Source organism: Ruegeria sp. CDSA089 (assembly GCF_059612205.1).
Window position 1 is genome coordinate 898,872 of the sequence record NZ_JBXWQD010000001.1, and the last position, 18,708, is coordinate 917,579.

At 61.1% G+C, this 18,708-nt stretch carries 13 protein-coding genes; 4 read left to right on the forward strand and 9 right to left on the reverse strand.

Annotated elements, in window-relative coordinates; translation table 11 throughout:
* Nucleotides 1-182: 182 nt before the first annotated feature.
* The gene (locus tag AC2FJ6_RS04615) at nucleotides 183-1,259 is read right to left on the reverse strand and encodes a T6SS phospholipase effector Tle1-like catalytic domain-containing protein (RefSeq protein ID WP_496668515.1); all 1,077 of its coding nucleotides are present in this window, start codon (nucleotides 1,257-1,259) and stop codon (nucleotides 183-185) included.
* The gene (locus AC2FJ6_RS04620) at nucleotides 1,237-3,528 is read right to left on the reverse strand and encodes a xanthine dehydrogenase family protein molybdopterin-binding subunit (RefSeq protein WP_496668517.1); all 2,292 of its coding nucleotides are present in this window, start codon (nucleotides 3,526-3,528) and stop codon (nucleotides 1,237-1,239) included. The genes AC2FJ6_RS04615 and AC2FJ6_RS04620 overlap by 23 nt, the downstream gene beginning before the upstream one ends.
* A 116-nt stretch (nucleotides 3,529-3,644) precedes the next feature.
* Between AC2FJ6_RS04620 and AC2FJ6_RS04625 the strand changes: the two genes are divergently transcribed.
* From AC2FJ6_RS04625 to AC2FJ6_RS04635, 3 genes are all read left to right on the forward strand, one after another.
* Nucleotides 3,645-4,376: a dienelactone hydrolase family protein gene (locus tag AC2FJ6_RS04625; protein ID WP_170770026.1), complete on the forward strand. Its 732-nt coding sequence runs from the start codon at nucleotides 3,645-3,647 to the stop codon at nucleotides 4,374-4,376.
* 78 nt (nucleotides 4,377-4,454) lie between these two features.
* Complete coding sequence (locus tag AC2FJ6_RS04630; RefSeq protein WP_496668519.1) at nucleotides 4,455-7,550, forward strand: valine--tRNA ligase; 3,096 nt, start codon at nucleotides 4,455-4,457, stop codon at nucleotides 7,548-7,550.
* 93 nt (nucleotides 7,551-7,643) lie between these two features.
* The gene (locus AC2FJ6_RS04635; protein WP_170770024.1) at nucleotides 7,644-7,976 is read left to right on the forward strand and encodes a DnaJ family domain-containing protein; all 333 of its coding nucleotides are present in this window, start codon (nucleotides 7,644-7,646) and stop codon (nucleotides 7,974-7,976) included.
* Here the strand turns inward: AC2FJ6_RS04635 and AC2FJ6_RS04640 are convergent, their stop codons facing one another.
* The gene (locus AC2FJ6_RS04640; RefSeq protein ID WP_170770023.1) at nucleotides 7,977-8,759 is read right to left on the reverse strand and encodes a crotonase/enoyl-CoA hydratase family protein; all 783 of its coding nucleotides are present in this window, start codon (nucleotides 8,757-8,759) and stop codon (nucleotides 7,977-7,979) included. It abuts the gene before it with no gap.
* A 64-nt stretch (nucleotides 8,760-8,823) separates the two neighbouring features.
* The gene (locus tag AC2FJ6_RS04645; RefSeq protein WP_496668521.1) at nucleotides 8,824-9,894 is read right to left on the reverse strand and encodes an SMP-30/gluconolactonase/LRE family protein; all 1,071 of its coding nucleotides are present in this window, start codon (nucleotides 9,892-9,894) and stop codon (nucleotides 8,824-8,826) included.
* Between the two features lie 94 nt (nucleotides 9,895-9,988).
* Here AC2FJ6_RS04645 and AC2FJ6_RS04650 point away from each other — a divergent pair, with 94 nt between their 5' ends.
* Nucleotides 9,989-11,098: a pyridoxal phosphate-dependent aminotransferase gene (locus AC2FJ6_RS04650; protein WP_170770615.1), complete on the forward strand. Its 1,110-nt coding sequence runs from the start codon at nucleotides 9,989-9,991 to the stop codon at nucleotides 11,096-11,098.
* Nucleotides 11,099-11,204: 106 nt separating this feature from the next.
* On the opposite strand, the gene AC2FJ6_RS04655 is transcribed toward AC2FJ6_RS04650, so the two are convergent.
* The 5 genes from AC2FJ6_RS04655 to ptsP form a co-directional block, all read right to left on the reverse strand.
* On the reverse strand, nucleotides 11,205-12,395 hold the full coding sequence (locus tag AC2FJ6_RS04655; protein WP_170770021.1) for a pyridoxal-phosphate-dependent aminotransferase family protein: 1,191 nt from the start codon (nucleotides 12,393-12,395) through the stop codon (nucleotides 11,205-11,207).
* Nucleotides 12,396-12,446: 51 nt separating this feature from the next.
* Nucleotides 12,447-13,079: a bifunctional 4-hydroxy-2-oxoglutarate aldolase/2-dehydro-3-deoxy-phosphogluconate aldolase gene (locus tag AC2FJ6_RS04660; RefSeq protein ID WP_170770020.1), complete on the reverse strand. Its 633-nt coding sequence runs from the start codon at nucleotides 13,077-13,079 to the stop codon at nucleotides 12,447-12,449.
* Between the two features lie 3 nt (nucleotides 13,080-13,082).
* On the reverse strand, nucleotides 13,083-14,888 hold the full coding sequence (gene edd / locus AC2FJ6_RS04665) for a phosphogluconate dehydratase (RefSeq protein WP_174819353.1): 1,806 nt from the start codon (nucleotides 14,886-14,888) through the stop codon (nucleotides 13,083-13,085).
* Between the two features lie 2 nt (nucleotides 14,889-14,890).
* Entirely contained in the window at nucleotides 14,891-16,336 is a 1,446-nt protein-coding gene (zwf, locus tag AC2FJ6_RS04670) for a glucose-6-phosphate dehydrogenase (protein ID WP_170770019.1), read from the reverse strand.
* Nucleotides 16,337-16,463: 127 nt separating this feature from the next.
* Nucleotides 16,464-18,707 carry a phosphoenolpyruvate--protein phosphotransferase gene (gene ptsP / locus AC2FJ6_RS04675; protein WP_170770018.1) on the reverse strand — a complete coding sequence of 748 codons (2,244 nt, stop codon included), beginning with the start codon at nucleotides 18,705-18,707 and terminating at the stop codon, nucleotides 16,464-16,466.
* Nucleotide 18,708 lies beyond the last annotated feature (1 nt).

Sequence of the window (18,708 nt, forward strand, 5' to 3'; positions counted from 1 at the left end):
GGCTGGCTCGATTGCCTCGGGCAGCCCAACTGTCGGTTGGGCAGTTTTGGCGAATTAATGTAGCTTGCTTTTGGCGTTGCCACGAAAACTCCAATTCTGCTTCCCTAAGATGTCTGCTTTGGGCTCGAACCGGACTTTGAAGTGTTGGTGATCATTGGAGCCGTTAGCAAATCGTCAGCCCTTCACTGCGCCGGATGTGATGGCAAATCCGGCATCGGTACCCAGCCCGGCAGATCATCCGGCGAGACCGAGACGTGCAGCCTCTCGGATCGGTCCTTGCCCACTTTCCGGTGCTTGCGCAGCAGGAAAATCTTACCCCAGCCGCGCCATGTGCCCACTGACCGCGCAGCTGTATCGGTCGGGAAGCGGTCGCGCCACCCATCAGGCAATGGCAGGCCGTGCATCTCGGCCTTGTCCAGCATCCAGATCAGAGAGATGTTGCTGAGTGGGCGCGCCTCTTCGAACCCGTTCAATTGACCGCCGACATCCCCATGCGTGCCCCGGAACCAGACTTGTTCCACATGGCCCTTGAAATCAGGGGTACATTTCCACAAGACCGGCTCGAACACTTCGCGGGTCTCGTCAAGCGCCATGGCGTGATAGCCGTGGCGGGTGGCCGGGCCAAGCTGGTGGTTGTGAAAGGCGTGGCGTTCTTCGGCCCAGCGCCACAGTAGTGGAAGGCGTAGGCCCAGCGCTTTTACCGTGTCCCAGACGCCGACCATCTCAATCGCCACATCCTCGTGGCAGAAGGCTTTCCGGAATTCAGCCGCCGCCTTGCCGCTAGCGTTGCACTCATAGTGACGATAGGCCTGCTTGATGTTCCGCTCGGTCGCGTGTTCGGCCTTGAGCAACCCGATCAGATCGATCACCCCGGCAAGGCTGCGCACGCCGTATGCCCCGCGCGAATAGCCGATGAAGTAAATCCTGTCGCCGGGTTTGTAGCGCGATGCCAGATAGCCGTAAGCACGCCTGATCTGGCGATTGATCCCCCGCCCCATCATCACGTCCAGCGAGGACTTCCAGTTGTCCCACTGTACCCCGGCTTCGTAAAAAACCGAGACCTTGCTGCCCATCTCGCAACACAGACGTAGAGTTTGGCCTGCGTGGGTCTCATACCCCGGTTCCAGCGTTGACATAGTCCCGTCGAGGATAATCACGTGGCTGATCGGTTCACGGTGGCGCGACTCGGCTGAGTGTTCGGACCGCAGAGGCCGTCCGAGCCATCCCAGTACCTTTCTACTCAGCCGCGACAGATCCATGCGTCAGCAACTCCCATACTCTTTGAGGTGTGAAAGGCATATCCGCCTGTCGCACCCCGTGATCCCAGAGCGCATCCTGAACCGCATTTGCCACTGCGGCCAGCGCGCCCACGGTACCGGCCTCACCGCATCCCTTCATCCCCATCGGGTTTGAAGTTGACGGAACCGGCGCCGAGGTAAACTTAATCATGGGTATCTCGGCGGCGCGCGGCAAGGCATAGTCCATCAACGAAGCCGTGAGCAGTTGCCCCTGCGCATCATGCACAACACGCTCGGTCAGCGCCTGTCCGATCCCCTGGACCACACCGCCATGTACTTGCCCTTCGGCCAGCATCGGGTTGATAAGGTTACCAAAATCATCGACCACTGTATAGCGGTCGACCCAGGTTTCTCCGGTGTAAGAATCAATGACGATTTCGGCAACATGTGCGCCATTGGGATAGCTGCGCGCATCCAGGTTGGCGCGCGCGTAATGTTGCAGCAGATCAGTACGGCCATCGGCACGGGCCATATCCGCGGCCTCGGTCAGGGTGGGCGTCAGGTTCGACCCCGGCGCGCGAAAGGTTTCGTGATCGAATGTCACATCGCTTTCCTCCACCCTCATCTTATCAGCCAGATAGGGCGTGAATGCGGCGATCATGACGTCGATTGTCGCCAGTGTGGCTGTGCTTTGCACCGTAACGGACCGAGACCCACCGGTACCGCCACCATGAGGAAGTTGATCGCTGTCGCCCTGCACCACATTGATCCGGTCCACCGGAATTCCGGTCTGATCGGACAGGAAATGGGCATAAACCGTCTCATGCCCCTGCCCGTTCGATTGGGTGCCGACATAGAGGTTCACGGTGCCATCCTCGCAGAACTCCACTTTCGCGTTCTCGGAAGGGTCCCCCAAAATACTTTCGATATAGTAACATAGGCCCTGCCCGCGGATCAGGCCGCGTTCGGCATCGGCGGCCTTGCGGGCGGCAAACCCCGCAGTCTGTTCGCCCGCGCGGGACAGGATCATGTTGAAGTCGCCCACATCATAGGTCTCGCCGGTGGCCGAGGTGTAGGGAAACGCCTCGGGGCGGACGAAATTCTTGCGGCGCAGCTCCCACGGGTCCACGCCCAGTTCGCGCGCGGCGCGGTCCATGACGCGCTCTAGCACATAAATCGCCTCAGGGCGGCCCGCACCGCGATAGGCATCGACCTGTGTGGTGTTAGTAAAGAACCCTTCGACCCGCAGATAGGTCGTCTGGACGTCGTAAACGCCCATCAAAACTTTGCTAAACAGGCTAGTCTGAATCGCCTGCCCGAAATGGCTGTTATAGGCACCCAGATTGATCTTGCTGTGAACGCGATAGGCCGTGATCCGGTGATCGGCATCAAAGGCCAGTTCGGCCAGCGAGGTCAGGTCGCGGCCATGATGGTCGGACAGCATCGCCTCGGACCGGTCGGACATCCAGTGCACGGGTTTGCCCAGCTTCTTCGCTGCAACGGCAGTGCAGAAATATTCCGGGTAGGGCATCACCTTCATACCAAAGCCGCCACCTACATCCGGAGTGGTCACGCGGATGTCTTCAGGCTCAACCCGCAGCTTTTGCGCCAGTTGAGCGCGCATGGCCCAAACCCCCTGTCCGCCATAAGCAAAATGCAGGCGACCATCGACCCAGTTGGCCTGACAGCCGCGCGGCTCGATCGAGGCAATGATGACCCGATTATCCACTACATTGAGCGATACAGTATGCGCCGCAGCCTGAAACGCGGCCTCGGTCGCGGCCTCGTTGCCCAGACCCCAGTCAAATGCGCGATTATCCGGCGCTTCGGGGTGCAAGGTCTCTCCGCCCGCATCCACGTCCAGCTTGGCGGGGCGTTCGTCAATCTCGACCAAGACCAGTTCGGCGGCGTCACGGGCCTGGGCTTGAGTGTCAGCAATAACCACCGCGATCGGTTCGCCAACAAAGCGCACCCGGTCGGTCGACAGCATGTGACGCGCAGGCGCTGCTGCGGGCGAGCCGTCCCGGTTCTTGACCGTCGCCGCATTGATCACGGTGTCGATCCCGGCCTCTTTCAAATCCTCCAGCGTCATCACCAGCCGAACCCCATCAGCTGCGCGCGCCGCGTCCAGATCAAGCGTCGTGATGACCCCATGCGCCACCTGCGAGCGGACAAACACAGCGTGCAGGGCACCTTCTGGTACAACATCATCCATGTAGTGCCCCTGCCCGGTCAGAAACCTCTGATCCTCGGTCCGTTTGACGGGCTGGCTTCTGCCGAATTTTTCCATGGGGCGACCCTCCTGCGCGGTTCCGAAGGCGACCCTAGCCCGCCTATGGGCGATGTCCAGAAAAAGACAGGGGTTTGGACTTTAAGTTCTGCGGGTTTCCGATAGCCTCAGACCCCATGACCTGGACACATGATACCGTTTTCCCTTTCTCTGCCGCGATGACGAGCGGCAAGACCGCAACCCATGACGTTTATGCCGGGGGCGAAGGCCCGCCCATCCTGATCCTGCAGGAATTGCCTGGGATCGGGCCCGAAACGCTGGATCTGGCCAAACGCCTGAACGGGGCGGGGTTTCGTGTCTACCTGCCGCATATGTTCGGCACCTATGGCAAAGTCACGATGGGCCGCAACATGGCCCGCTTGTTTTGCGTCCGGCGCGAGTTCAACATGTTCCTCAAAGGCCGTCAGAGCCCCATTGCGGGCTGGATGCGGTCGCTGGCGGCCGAAATCAAGTCCCGCGACAACGCAGCAGGCGTGGGTGTCATCGGTATGTGCCTGACCGGCAGTTTCGCTCTGACCCTGATGGCTGAGGACGCGGTTCTGGGCGGCGTCGCCAGCCAGCCAGCCTTGCCGGTCTTTGGCGGCGATACACTGCACATGAGCTCCGATGACATCGCACAAGCCCGTGCGGGCATGGCCGCCAAAGGTCCGGGGCTTGCGATGCGATACGCGGATGACAAGCTGGCCCCGGAACGGCTGATGCGCGCGCTACAAGACGGCTTTGGTGATGACCTTGAGACACAGGAATATGAGGGCAAGGATCACTCTCTGCTGACGCTGGATTTCCACGAACCGGCCTATCAGAGGGTGCAGGATTACTTCCGTGCCCGATTTGCCCAGGCCGGATAGCACACGCACCCTTCCCCTTCCTGCGCGCATTCGCTATTGCAATCGCTGACCCGAGATTGATGACGCAGGACGCACCCCATGGCGATGGAAAAGACATTCAACGCGGCCGAGGCCGAGGCCCGCATCTACGAGGCCTGGGAACAGGCCGGAGCCTTCAAGGCGGGCGCGAACCGCTCGCGCGACGAAAGCTTTACCATCATGATCCCGCCGCCCAACGTGACGGGTGCGCTGCATGTGGGGCACGCGTTCAACAACACGTTGCAGGACATCCTGACCCGCTGGCACCGGATGCGCGGGTTCGACACGCTGTGGCAGCCCGGACAGGACCACGCCGGTATCGCCACCCAGATGCAGGTGGAAAAGATGCTGGCCGCCACCGGCCAACCCGGTCGCCGCGAACTGGGGCGCGAGGCGTTTCTGGACAAGGTCTGGGAATGGAAAGGCGAATACGGCGGCACCATCATCGAACAGCTTAAACGGCTGGGCTCCAGCTGTGACTGGTCGCGCAATGCGTTTACCATGGCGGGCGCACCGCGTGACCCGCGCACTGGCCACGAAAATTCTGCGAATTTTCACGACGCGGTCATCAAGGTTTTCGTCGATATGTACGAAAAGGGCCTGATCTATCGCGGCAAGCGGTTGGTCAACTGGGACCCGCACTTTGAGACCGCGATCTCGGATTTGGAAGTCGAGAACATCGAAACGCCCGGCCACATGTGGCACTTCAAATACCCGCTGGCCGGGGGCGAGACCTATACCTATGTCGAAAAGGACGAGGACGGGAACGTCGTGCTTGAGGAAGAGCGCGACTATATCTCGATCGCCACGACCCGCCCCGAAACCATGCTGGGCGACGGCGCGGTTGCGGTTCATCCGTCGGATGAGCGGTACGCGCCAATCGTCGGGAAACTCTGCGAAATCCCGGTTGGCCCGAAAGAGCATCGCCGTCAGATCCCGATCATCACGGATGAGTATCCCGATCCCGATTTCGGCTCGGGCGCGGTAAAGATCACCGGCGCGCATGACTTCAACGACAACATGGTCGCCAAGCGCGGCGGCATCCCGATGTACCGCCTGATGGACACCAAAGGCGCGATGCGGGCCGATGGCGCGCCTTATGCCGATGAGGCCGACAAGGCGCAGGAATATGCGCGTGGCAAAGCGTTCACCGAGAACGAGATCGACGCGATCAACCTGATCCCCGATCACCTGCGCGGCCTCGACCGGTTCGAGGCGCGCGCGAAGGTCGTCGAGGAAATCACCGCCGACGGTCTGGCGGTCATGACCCGCGCGGATGACCCGCGTCTGGGCACCAAGCTGGGCGAGGATGACGACCCGGCGGCGCTGGTCCCGCTGGTCGAGAGCAAACCGATCATGCAGCCCTTTGGCGACCGCTCGAAGGTTGTGATCGAACCGATGTTCACCGATCAGTGGTTTGTCGATGCCGAAAAGGTCGTCGGCCCCGCGCTGGATGCGGTCAAGGACGGCACGGTCAAGATCATCCCCGAGTCGGGCGAGAAAACCTATTACCACTGGCTGGAAAACATCGAGCCCTGGTGCATCTCGCGCCAACTGTGGTGGGGACATCAGATTCCGGTTTGGTATGGGCCCACAGTCGTGGACCCTGCGGATGGTGGTTATCCGCTGTCGTATAACCCTCCAAAGTACTTCTGTGCAGCTTCGCAAGAGCAAACTATCGCACAAGCGAAGGAGTATTATGGAGATGCGGTAGAAATCGAGTTCAGCAAATTCGACAATTTGCCTGCTCTCGAAGGAGAGCAGAAGAAAGCAAACCCCGCCGCTTTCAGCTTGGGTTCACCGAGCAATATGAGCCTTCAAAAAGTCATTCTTGCCCGCGACCCCGACGTCCTCGACACATGGTTTTCGTCCGGCCTCTGGCCCATTGGCACGCTGGGCTGGCCCGAACAGACCGAGGAATTGGAGCGCTACTTCCCAACAGACGTGCTGATCACCGGCGCGGATATTCTGTTCTTCTGGGTCGCCCGTATGATGATGATGCAGCTGGCCGTGGTAAACGAAATCCCGTTCCACACCGTCTACCTGCACTCGCTCGTCCGCGACGAGAAGGGCAAGAAGATGTCCAAGACCACCGGCAACGTCATCGACCCGCTAGAGATCGTGGACGAATTCGGTGCCGACGCGCTGCGCTTCACCAACGCCTCGATGGCGGCCATCGGCGGCGTCCTGAAACTGTCCCGCGACCGCATCACCGGCTATCGCAACTTCGGCACCAAGCTGTGGAACGCCGTCCGCTTTGCCGAGATGAACGAGGTCTTCACCGACACCGTCCCGCAACTGGACGTGGCCGACCTGAAACCCAAAGCCGCCGTGAACCGCTGGATCATCGGCGAAACCGCCCGCGTGCGGGCCGAGGTCGACGCGGCACTGGAAAGCTACCGCTTCAACGACGCCGCGAACGGGCTTTATGCCTTTGTCTGGGGCAAGGTCTGCGACTGGTACGTCGAGCTGTCGAAACCCCTGCTGCAAGGCGACGACGCCGAGGCACAGGCCGAAACCCGCGCCACCATGCGCTGGGTTTTGGATCAGTGCATGGTCCTGCTGCACCCGATCATGCCCTTCATCACCGAGGAACTCTGGGGCCTGACCGGCGACCGCGCGAAAATGGTCGTCCACGCCGACTGGCCGACATATGGCACCGAACTGGTCGATGCCGATGCGGATCGTGAGATGAACTGGGTGATCTCGGTCATCGAAAACACCCGCTCGGCCCGTGCCCAGATGCGGGTTCCAGCGGGGCTCTACGTGCCGATGCTGGTGACAGAAATCGACGCCCACGGCCAAGCCGCATGGGACCGCAACGAGGCGCTGATCAAGCGTCTGGCCCGGATCGACAGCCTGACCAAGGCCGATGCGCTGCCCAAAGGCACGATTTCCATCGCCGCCCCCGGCGCGTCCTTCGGCCTGCCGCTGGCGGATATCATTGACATCGGTGCCGAAAAGGAACGGCTGGAAAAAGCCAAAGGCAAGCTGGCCAAGGAACTGGGCGGTCTGCGCGGGCGTCTGAACAACCCCAAGTTCGTGGCCTCGGCCCCGGAAGAGGTTGTCGAAGAAGCCAAAGCCAACCTCGCCGCCCGCGAAGAAGAAGAGGCTAAACTGAACGAGGCGCTGGCCCGTTTGGAAGAAATAGCCTGATCTTCTTCTCGTTCCATATACGGAAATCCCAAACCTCGCCGCACCACCCGTGGCGGGGTTTTCAGTTTCAGAGACAGCCTTTAGAATAGTGCCATGTTCGGGTCGCTAGCAAAACTCATCGAACGCCAGATCCAAAAGGCGCAGGCCGAGGGGCAGCTACAGGGCCTTGAAGGCGAAGGCCGCCCCCTGCCCGACCGATCCGGCGAAGCGCAAACCGATCCTGCTTTGGCCGCCGGGCATCGGATCATGGCGCAGGCCGGTGTTTTGCCCGAAGAATTCACGATCAAGAAACAACTCGACGCTGCCAGGCAGGACTATGCCACACTGAGCGATCCGCAAGCGCGCAAACGGGCGATGGCGCGCATCGCCGATCTTGAGATGCGCTATAACATGGCCCGCGACGCCCGCCGCGCATTTATGCGCTGATCACTTGAAGACGGGCTTGCGACCTTGCATTTGGGCCGCGATGACCTCCATCTGCTCGGGCTTGCCAATCAACTCAACCTGTTCGGCGGATTCGGCCATCAGCACCTCGGCGCGAGGCTGAGTTTCGGCCAGATCGATAAGCCGCTTGGCCGCGCGGATGGCCGACGGGCTGCGGCCCCCAATGTCTTCGGCAAGCGCTATGGCCTCGGTCAGTGGATCGTCAGAGAGTTTGGTCACCAAACCCCAATCCGCCGCCTGCGACGCACCGATAGGCCGCGCAGTATAAGTCAACAGACGCAGAACGTCCGAGCGGACCAGCTTGGGCAGCAACACCATACCGCCCATATCGGGGATGATGCCCCACTTCATCTCCATCACGGCCAGTTTGGTGTCAGGATGCGCGATGCGCACATCCGCACCCAAGGCGATCTGCAACCCGCCGCCATAGGCCACGCCCTGAATTGCGCAAATTACCGGCATGGGTAGGCGTCGCCAGATCAGGGCCAGTTCCTGCATCTCGTTGGCATCTTCGTGACTGCGGGCCATCAGCCATTCGCGCGGGTCGATATGGGCCATCTTGGCAAAGCTCGCCATATCCAGACCAGCGCAGAAACTCTTACCTTCGCCCGACAACACCACCGCTCGCGCGTCCGAAGCCGCCACTTCTTGCCCCGCAGACAAAATCGCCTTGATCATCGCGTCATCCAACGCGTTCATCTTGTCGCCGCGCGTCAGCGTGACATGAGCGATGTGATCTTTGTATTCGACGGATACGCGTGACATGCGGACCTCCCATTACCGGTTGAGGCAAGCATGCCTGCAAGTGCCACCAAGTTCCAGATCAACGTTAGGGCAGCTTTTCGGCAGGCATTCGGCCGAACCACGGCGAATCCAGTGTCATGACATAGAAGTCATCACCTACAATCCGCCCTGCGGTCGTGATGCCCAAGCGTCCAGCGGGGTCTTGCAGATTTTGCAGGATCGTCCCGTCGCCGTCGAAGCGGATCACCATACCCCGATGGATCGGGGCAGGCCGGACCATCGGCCCCAACCGCCAGATCAACTTGCGCAGAAACGGATAGGGCATCAGCGCCTCAGTCGGTACGCGCGGGCTGGCGAAGGCCAGCCAATAGGTGCCGTCGTCCTGGGCTTTGATATTGTCTGGATAGCCCGGCAGGTTGTCCAGAAACACCTCTTGTGTTCCCGCTTTGGGACCAGTCAACCACAGCCTGTGCACTCGTGCGCGCCCGGTCTCTGCGATCAGCAGAAAATCTTCGTCGGGCGACAGCGCGACCCCATTGGTATAAACGAAACCTTCGGCGATCTTTTCGACGGCTCCCTCCGGGGAATAGCGGGCGACATAGCCAGTGGGCGATTGCTCCCAAATCGTCAGAACCGAAGTGGGTTTGGTACCCCCCATGGTTTCGGGGTCGAAACGGTCAGACGAGTTCGTGAAATAAACCGTGCCATCACGCCCGACATCCAGATTGTTGGCGTAGATGACCGGTGCGCCGTCAATTTCAGAGACCAGCGTTTCCAAACTCCCCGGCCCTGTCCAGCGCATCAGTCCGCGATAGCTGTCCGAGATATAGAGGGCTCCGTCAGGACCGGCCTTCAGGCCCAACGGCCGGCCGCCAAGATCGTCGACCTTCTGCGGCGCATCCTGATCAATGCGATAGAGCGCTCCGGACTGTGTGGTCGTAAAGACTGTGCCATCAGGCAGATCAGCAATGTCTTCAGGGCCCTCCTCGCCGTCGGGCAGGGAGATCAGTTCAAGCCGATCCAGCGCGTTGTTTTCGGCGAATTCGCCCGTAAAACCAGGGGCCTTTGGGGCGTCCCAGACGACGGGCTCAACTGCGACCGGCCAAAAAAGCAGATAGGCGAGACCAATTAGGATCAGACCGATTGCGATGCGCATGTGCGCTCCTTCCGTGTGGCTTGGCGCAAGGGTGCGGGTGTTTTGCCCGCAGCGCAAGCTTGCCTGACGGATGACCTTACGTTTATCTGCCTTCATGACAGAGTTCCGCTTTACCCCCCTTGCCCAATCCCTGCCCGCCACCGTGCCTTTTGTCGGCCCTGAAACGCAGGAGCGGCAGCGCGGCGCGCCTTTTCTGGCGCGATTGGGGGCCAATGAAAGCGTCTTTGGCCCATCCCCGCGTGCGATCGAGGCGATAGCGCAGACCGGTATCTGGATGTATGGCGATCCCGAAAACCACGACTTGCGCCATGCTTTGGCGGATCACCATGACGTTGCGCCCGAGAATATCGTTGTGGGCGAGGGGATTGACGGGCTGCTGGGGTATCTGGTGCGCCTATTTGTCGGGCCGGGTGAGGCTGTTGTGACCTCGGACGGGGCCTATCCTACCTTCAACTACCACGTGGCCGGGTTCGGAGGGGTGCTCCACAAGGTGCCCTATAGAGATGACCATGAGGACCCCGTGGCGCTGTTTGCCAGGGCGGCTGAGGTAGGTGCAAAGCTGGTTTACCTAGCCAACCCGGACAATCCGATGGGCAGTTGGCACAGGGGTGCAGATATAGTCGCCGCGATGGACAAACTGCCCGCAGGCTGCGTGCTGGTTCTTGACGAGGCTTATGTAGAATGCGCCCCCGAGGGCACCGCCGCCCCAATTGATGCAAACGACCCGCGCCTGATCCGCATGCGTACCTTTTCCAAAGTTCACGGCATGGCAGGCGCGCGGGTTGGATATGGGATCGGGGCACCGGCGTTGATTTCAGCGTTCAACAAGGTGCGCAATCATTTCGGAATGAACCGCGCGGCGCAGGCGGGGGCCTTGGCGGCGTTGCAGGATGATGAATGGCTGGCCCATGTTCAGCAACGCATTGCGGCAGCACGGGACCGCATTGGTGTCATCGCGCGGGATCACGGGTTGGAGCCCCTGCCCTCGGCCACCAATTTCGTTGCCATTGATTGCGGGCGTGACGGGGAGTTTGCCAAGGCGGTGCTGGACGCGCTGGTTGCGCAGGGCATTTTCGTGCGGATGCCGTTTGCCGCGCCTCAGAACCGATGCGTTCGGATCAGTTGCGGTGCAGAGAAGGATCTGGATGCGTTTGCATCAGCTTTGCCCAAGGCGCTGGCTGAGGCGCAGGCGCGTTTTCCCTGAGCTTGGCTCGTGTGGTGAGCGAGCGGGGGGCTGTCTGCCCCCTATCGCGCTTGGGCGCGATTCCCCCCGAGGATATTTTTAGCCAGATGAAGGGCGGATCTGCGCTTTAGGCCGCGAGAGTGGCTGCGGCGGCTTCGAGCGCGCCTTTACCGCGCGGGATGTTCAGCGCCGCGAGCGCGGTTTCGACCCCGCCCAGCATCGCCATCACCATTTGGGCGTTGACATGACCCATATGGCCGAGGCGGAAGCAGCCGTCCCAGTCCTCCATCCCCAAGCCGATGCCTAGGGTTAGGCCGAGTTGGGTCTCGGTGAAATGGCGCAGCGGAGTGCCCTGTCCGTCTGATAGGCGCAGCGCTGTGACTGCGTGACTGCGATGCGCGCGGTCGGCTACATTCAGGTGCAGCGCGCCGCCTTCTGCCCATGTCTCGCAGGCGGTCCAGATGGCGGTGGCAAGGCGCTCGTGGCGCGCCCAAACATGTTCGAGCCCTTCGGCGTGGATCAGGTCGAGCGCGGCGCGCAGGCCGTAGAGATGATGGGTCGGCGCGGTGCCGTCGAAATACTGATAGAACAGGTCGGGCTGGGCGCGCGGCACCCAATCCCAGTATTGCGAGACGCGGGGCATGGTGGCGCGTTTGGCGGCGGCTTTTTCGTTGAAAAAGACAAAGCCCACTCCTGCAGGGGTCATCAGTCCTTTCTGGCAGGCGGTGACCATGACATCGACGCCCCAGGCGTCCATTTCGAACCGGTCGCACCCGAGCGATGCGATGCAATCGGCCATCAGTAGAGCGGGATGGCCTAAGTCATCTAGCAGGGCACGCAATGCTGGAATATCGTTGCGTACGGAAGTCGACGTGTCCACATGCACTGCCAAAACGGCTTTGATCTCATGCGTTTTGTCAGCGCGTAATGCTTCAGCGATGAGGTTAAAATTCCAAGGCGAAGAGGTCCCAAAATCAATCAACTGCGGCTTGGCGCCTATGCCTTCGGCCATCTCGGCCCAGCCATAGGTGAACCGGCCGGACGCTGGGGCCAGAACCACCTCACCCCGAGCGATCACGTTGGACAGTGCCGCCTCCCACGTACCGTGACCGTTGGCGATGTAGATCGCCACGTTGTGTTCGGTTCGCGCCACGCGCTTGAGGTCGCGGGTCAGGTCGGGCATCATCTCGATCAGTGCGCCATCATAGATGTTGGGCGACGGCCGATGCATCGCTTGCAACACGGCATCCGGCATCACTGAGGGGCCCGGGATGGCCAGATACTCACGCCCTTGCGCGAGAGAGATGTGGTTTGTCATGGGGTCAACCTGTCTGAATTGACGCCCAATTTAGTGACGTCCCGCGCGGCGTCAATCCATCAGCTGTGACGCCTCACGTGCAAGTTTTTCGATGCCGGTCCAGTCGCCATCCATGACCATCTGTTTGGGTGCGACCCAGCTACCGCCTGCGCAAACAACATTCGACAAAGACAGGTAATCGCGTGCATTTGACGGCGACACGCCACCGGTTGGGCAGAATGTGATTTGCGGCAGTGGCGCGCCGATCGCTTTGAGCGCGGGGGCACCACCGGACGCTTCGGCCGGGAAGAATTTCAGCATGTCATAGCCCTGTTCGAGCAGGCGCATCGCCTCAGAGGCAGTCGCCGCACCCGGCAGCAAGGGCAAGCCCTCGGCCTCACAGGCGGCGATCAAAGCGTCGGTTGCACCCGGTGAGACACCAAACTGCGCACCCGCCTCTTTCGCGGCGCGGACGTCTTCGGGGGTGATCAGTGTTCCCGCGCCGACCACACCACCGGGCACCTGCGCCATGGCACGAATTGCGCTGAGCGCCGAAGGCGTGCGCAGGGTGACCTCAAGCGCGGGGAGGCCTCCTGCGACCAAAGCCTCGGCCAGAGGCCGTGCTTGAGCCGCGTCATCGACGACCAGAACCGGCACGATTGGGGCCAGTGCGCAAATCTCGCGGGTGCGTTGGGTTTTGGACATGGTTTACACTCCGAAAATGCTGGCGCCAGTGTCAGCGGACCCGACATTCTGGCGGAAGGCTCCGAACAGGTCGCGCCCCACGCCGTGCTGATTGGCGCTGAGGTCGGCGGTGGCGGGTCTACGATCCAGCACGCCGGGCGTCAGGATCTCCAAATCGCCTTTTACTGCGTCGACCCGCAGGATATCGCCGTCTTGCAGGCAGGCAATGGGACCACTGTCCAGCGCCTCGGGAACCACATGGATCGCAGCGGGGACCTTGCCGGAAGCGCCCGACATGCGGCCATCGGTGACCAGCGCGACCTTTTGGCCTCGGCCCTGCAGGATCGACAGCATGGGCGTCAGAGAATGCAGCTCGGGCATCCCGTTTGCCTTTGGACCCTGAAAGCGAACGACGACGATGGTGTCGTCAGTGAACTCTCCGGCCTTGAAGGCGGCTTTGACCGCGTCTTGGTCGTGGAACACGCGAACCGGGGCCTCGACCACCTGATGTTCGGGGGCAACGGCCGAGACCTTCATGACGCCCGTTCCCAGATTGCCGGTCAGGCGTGACAGGCCACCGGTGGGTTGGAACGGGTCGCTGGCCGGGCGGAGAATCTTGTCGTTCAGGCTATGCCCTGCACCTTCTTCCCAGACCAAGTCGCCACCTTTCAGCTTAGGTTCCTTGGTGTAGTTATGCAGCCCCTGCCCTGCGACTGTCAGCGTATCGGGGTGCAGGAGCCCGTCTTCCAGCAAAGTGCCGATACAATAGCCCAGCCCGCCCGCAGCATGGAAATGGTTCACATCGGCCAGACCGTTGGGATAGACCCGCGCGACCAGAGGCACCACGGCGGAAATGTCAGAGAAATCCTCCCAATCCAACACGATACCCCCTGCCCGCGCCATGGCGATCAGGTGGATCAGCAGGTTGGTGGAGCCCCCTGTGGCCATCAGGCCGACAATCCCGTTCACAAAAGCGCGTTCGTCGAGGATCTGGCACACGGGCGTATAGTGATTGCCCAGCGCGCTGAGAGACAGGGCGCGGCGCGCGCCTTCCTCGGTCAGGGCATCGCGCAGGGGTGTGTTGGGATTGACGAAGCTAGAGCCCGGCAGGTGCAGGCCCATGAACTCCATCAGCATCTGATTGGTGTTTGCGGTGCCGTAAAAGGTGCAGGTGCCGGGGCCGTGATAGGCGGCCATTTCGGCCTTCATCAACTCGTCGCGGCCGACTTCTCCGGCGGCGAATTTCTGGCGGACCTTGGCCTTTTCGTCGTTTGGCAGGCCGCTGGTCATAGGACCGGCGGGTAGGAAGACGGCGGGCAGATGGCCAAACGCCTGCGCCCCAATGATCAGGCCGGGGACGATCTTGTCGCAGACGCCTAGGAAAACGGCAGCGTCATAGGTGTTGTGACTGAGGGCCACGCCGGTCGCCAGCGCGATCACATCGCGCGAGAACAAAGACAACTCCATCCCCGCTTCGCCTTGCGTGACGCCGTCGCACATGGCAGGCACGCCGCCCGCGACCTGCGCCGTGCCGCCTGCCGCGCGGATCGCATCGCGGATCAGAGCGGGGTAGCTTTCGAACGGCTGGTGAGCCGAAAGCATGTCGTTATAGGCGGTGACGATACCCAGATTGCCTGCTGTGCCGGTGGCCATTGAGGTCTGGTCGTCGCCCGCACCGGCATAGGCATGGGCCTGACCGCTGCAAGACAGATGCGCGCGAGCGGGGCCTTTGGATTTGGCCTGCTCCATCCGTTCAAGATGCGGGTCCCGCAGATCGGCGCTGCGCGTGATAATGCGCTGAGTGACGTCGGTGATGACGGAATGAACCATGATTACCCTCCGATCTGACGCCAGCGGCGTCCGTCCCGATGCATCAGCATCAGGGCCTCTTCAGGACCGGAACTGCCCTGATCGTATTTGGCGGGCCGGTCACCACGCTGTTCCCAGCCGTTAATAATAGGATCGACCCAGGCCCAGGCGGCCTCGGCCTCATCCCCGCGCATGAACAGAGTCTGATCGCCGCGAATGACGTCCATGACCAGTCGCTCATAGGCGTCCTGCGCCCGCGCATCTGCGCCCAGCGCCTCGGCAAAGCTCATATCCAGCGCCACATCAGACAGACGGAAGCCGCCCGGGCCGGGGTCTTTGATCGTGGTGCGCAGGGTAATGCCTTCGTCCGGTTGAAGGCGGATCACCAGCACGTTGCCATGCAGAGGGCCAACATTCGGGAAAATCGTATGCGGCGGGTCGCGGAAGAAAACCGCAATCTCGGATTCACGGGCTCGCAGGCGCTTGCCCGTGCGCAGATAAAACGGCACCCCGGCCCAGCGCCAGTTGCCAATATGCGCCTTGAGCGCAATGTAGCTTTCGGTGCGGCTGGCCGGATCTCCGACATGGTCTAGATAGCCGTCGCCACCCTTGTCGGTACGGTACTGACCTCGGGCGATATCCCTTGCGTCGACCGGTTCTAACGCTTCGATCACTTTCACCTTTTCATCGCGCACCGCGTTGGGCGCGAATTTCGACGGAGGCTCCATCGCCGTCAGACACAGAAGTTGTACCAGATGGTTCTGGATCATATCCCGCATCGCGCCGGATTGGTCGTAGTAGGCCCCGCGCCCTTCGACCCCGACGGTTTCAGCGACGGTGATCTGAACGTGGTCGACATGAGTGGCGTTCCACAGCGGCTCGAACAGGGAATTGGCAAAGCGCAAGGCCATCAGGTTCTGCACCGTTTCCTTGCCCAAATAATGGTCGATACGGTAAATCTGATGTTCCTCGAAACAGGCGCGCAGCCCTTCGTTTAGCGCCTTGGCCGAGGCCAGATCGTGCCCAAACGGTTTTTCCACGACGATCCGGCTGTCAGGCGTTGCCACGCCGTGGTCGTTCAGGCGTTGTGCAATCCCGGAAAACAGGCTGGGACCGACCGACAGGTAAAAGGCGCGCACCACGTCCGGGCGCAGCATTTTGGCTAGCTCTGGCCAGCCTTTGTTCCCCAGTGCATCCACCGAGACATATTCGACCTGTGCCAGAAACCGATCCAGCACATCCATTTTGAACTCCGGCGCGAATTCCTTCATCGACGCGCGGACCTGATCTCGGAACGCGGCGCTGTCGATATCCGAGCGCGCGGTGCCGATCACCCGGGCCTCGGGCGGCATCTGGCCGACCTCGAAGCGATGATACAGGCCGGGCAGGATCTTGCGTTGTGCCAGATCTCCGGTCGCGCCAAACAGCACCAGATCGAAGGGATTAACCGGGATTACGCGTGAAACCATCGACAGGCTCCTTCAGAACTCACTGGGCTTACCAGCTATGTTATCGCTAACATTTACCGCCGAAGTAATGAAATCCTGAGTATAAATCAACACCGGATTTGAAATTAATTTCAAAATCCCTGCCCGCTCAGCTCTGATTGCGCAGCCACTCCATAACAGCGGGGCGCACGGATTGTTCGCCCCGGTGCCGCGCATCTGCGATAATCTTGCGCAAGGATTGCAGATCGGCCCGCAACAGAACGCTTTTGACCGGCCCGATCGAGGCCGGGCGCATCGACAGCGACCGGATGCCCATTGCGGCAAGACACAGCGCTTCGACCGGTCGGCCGGCATCCTCACCGCAGAACGAAAGCGGCGTGTTAGAGATGTTGCAGCGTTCAACGATGCGTTCAATGAAGCTGAGGAAGCTGACATTCAGCGTATCATAGCGGCGGCGCACCAGTTCGTTCTCGCGGTCAGCGGCAAAGAAGAACTGTTTCAGGTCATTGCCCCCGATCGAGACAAAATCCACCTCATCAAAGAACTTCTGCGGCGAGAAACCCAGCGAAGGCGTTTCCAGCATCGCCCCAACTTCGAGCGTTTCTGGCAGGACATGGCCGAGCCGCTTTTCACGCTCGATGGTTTTATTGACCTCCCAGCGGGCCTCGCGGAATTCTTCGGCCTGCGCCACGAAGGGGAACATAATGGTCAACGGGCGACCATTGGCAGCCCGGATTAACGCCTGCAACTGCATCCGCATCACGCCGCGCTTGTCCAGCCCCACCCGAATTGCGCGCCAACCCAGCGCGGGGTTGGGTTCTTCCACGTGTTTCATGTAGGGCAGAACCTTGTCCGAACCGATGTCCAGCGTACGGAACACCACGCGCTTTTCGCCCGCCGCGTCCAGAACCCGCTGATACTGCGTCACAAGCTCGGACCGTTTCGGCATCTGATTGCGGATCAGGAATTGCAACTCGGTCCGAAACAGGCCTACGCCCTCGGCCCCCGAATTGCCCAGCGAGGGCAAATCCGCCATCAGACCCGCATTCATCACCAGATTAATCCGCTCGCCATCACGGGTCACACAAGGCGTTTCGCGGATCGAGGCATATCTCTCTTGCGCCTGCGCCTGCATGGCGATCTTGTCGCGGAAGGCAGTGACGACGGAATCTTCGGGGCGCAGATGGACGCTACCGTTGTCACCGTCGACAAGGATGTGATCCCCGTTCAACGCCTCGGTCGTAATTCGGCCCACATGCACAACCAGCGGAATCGCCAAGGCCCGCGCCACAATCGTTGCGTGGCTTCCGACCGAGCCTTCTTCCAGCACAATCCCTTTCAGCGACCTGCCATATTCCAGCAAGTCTCCGGGCCCGATATTCCGAGCGATCAGGATCGGGTCAGGCGGCAAATCCGCGCCATTGGTGTTGCCTTGCCCGGTGAGAATACGCAGCAGACGGTTGCTGAGGTCGTCCAGATCAGCCAAACGTTCGCGCAGGTAGGGATCCGTTACTTGCCCCATCCGCACCCGGGCCTGCGATTGCTCCTTTTCGACAGCCGCCTCGGCGCTCAAGCCGCGAGCGATGTCTTCCTCCATCCGGCGCATCCAGCCCTTGGAATTCGCGAACATCCGGTAGGCTTCCAGCACCTGCAACTGCTCGGTATCGCCATCCTTTGATATCTCGAGCATCTTGTCGACGCCGACCCGCAATTCATCGACGGCCTCGGTCAGCCGCTCACGTTCGCGATGAGGATCTTCGGCAATGGGGTTGGTGACCACCACGCGCGGCTCGTGCAACCAGACATGGCCCTCGGCCGAGCCTTCCTGCGCCGGGCCGCCGCTCAGCTGTACCGATTGCTGGTGTCGTGGCGACAGAGCCGCACCCTCACCCACAAAGGCACCCAGTTCGGTCATCTCGGCCAGCACCATGGCAACCACTTCCAGCGCATAAACCTCGTCCGCCGAGTATTCCCGCGCGTCGCGGGATTGGACCACCAGAACACCAAGTTTTTCACCCAGACGTTGGATCGGCACACCCAGGAAAGACGAGAATCTCTCTTCCCCGGTTTCAGGCATATAACGGAAACCCTTGGCGGCAGGCGCATTCGGTGTGTTCACGATCTTGCCGAACTTAGCTACACGACCCACAAGCCCCTCACCCATGCGCATTCGGGTCTTATGAACAGCCTCGGGTGACAACCCCTCGGTCGCGCAGAGCTCCAATGTGTCTTCATCGCGAAACAGATAGATCGAGCACACTTCGGCCCGGATACTATCGGCGATCAGGTGGGTGATCCGGTCAAGACGTTCCTGACCGGCGGCCTCGCTCGCCATCTCTTCACGCAGCCGCCCAAGCAGCTTGCGGGATTCAGTTTCGGTACCGTCCGCCATG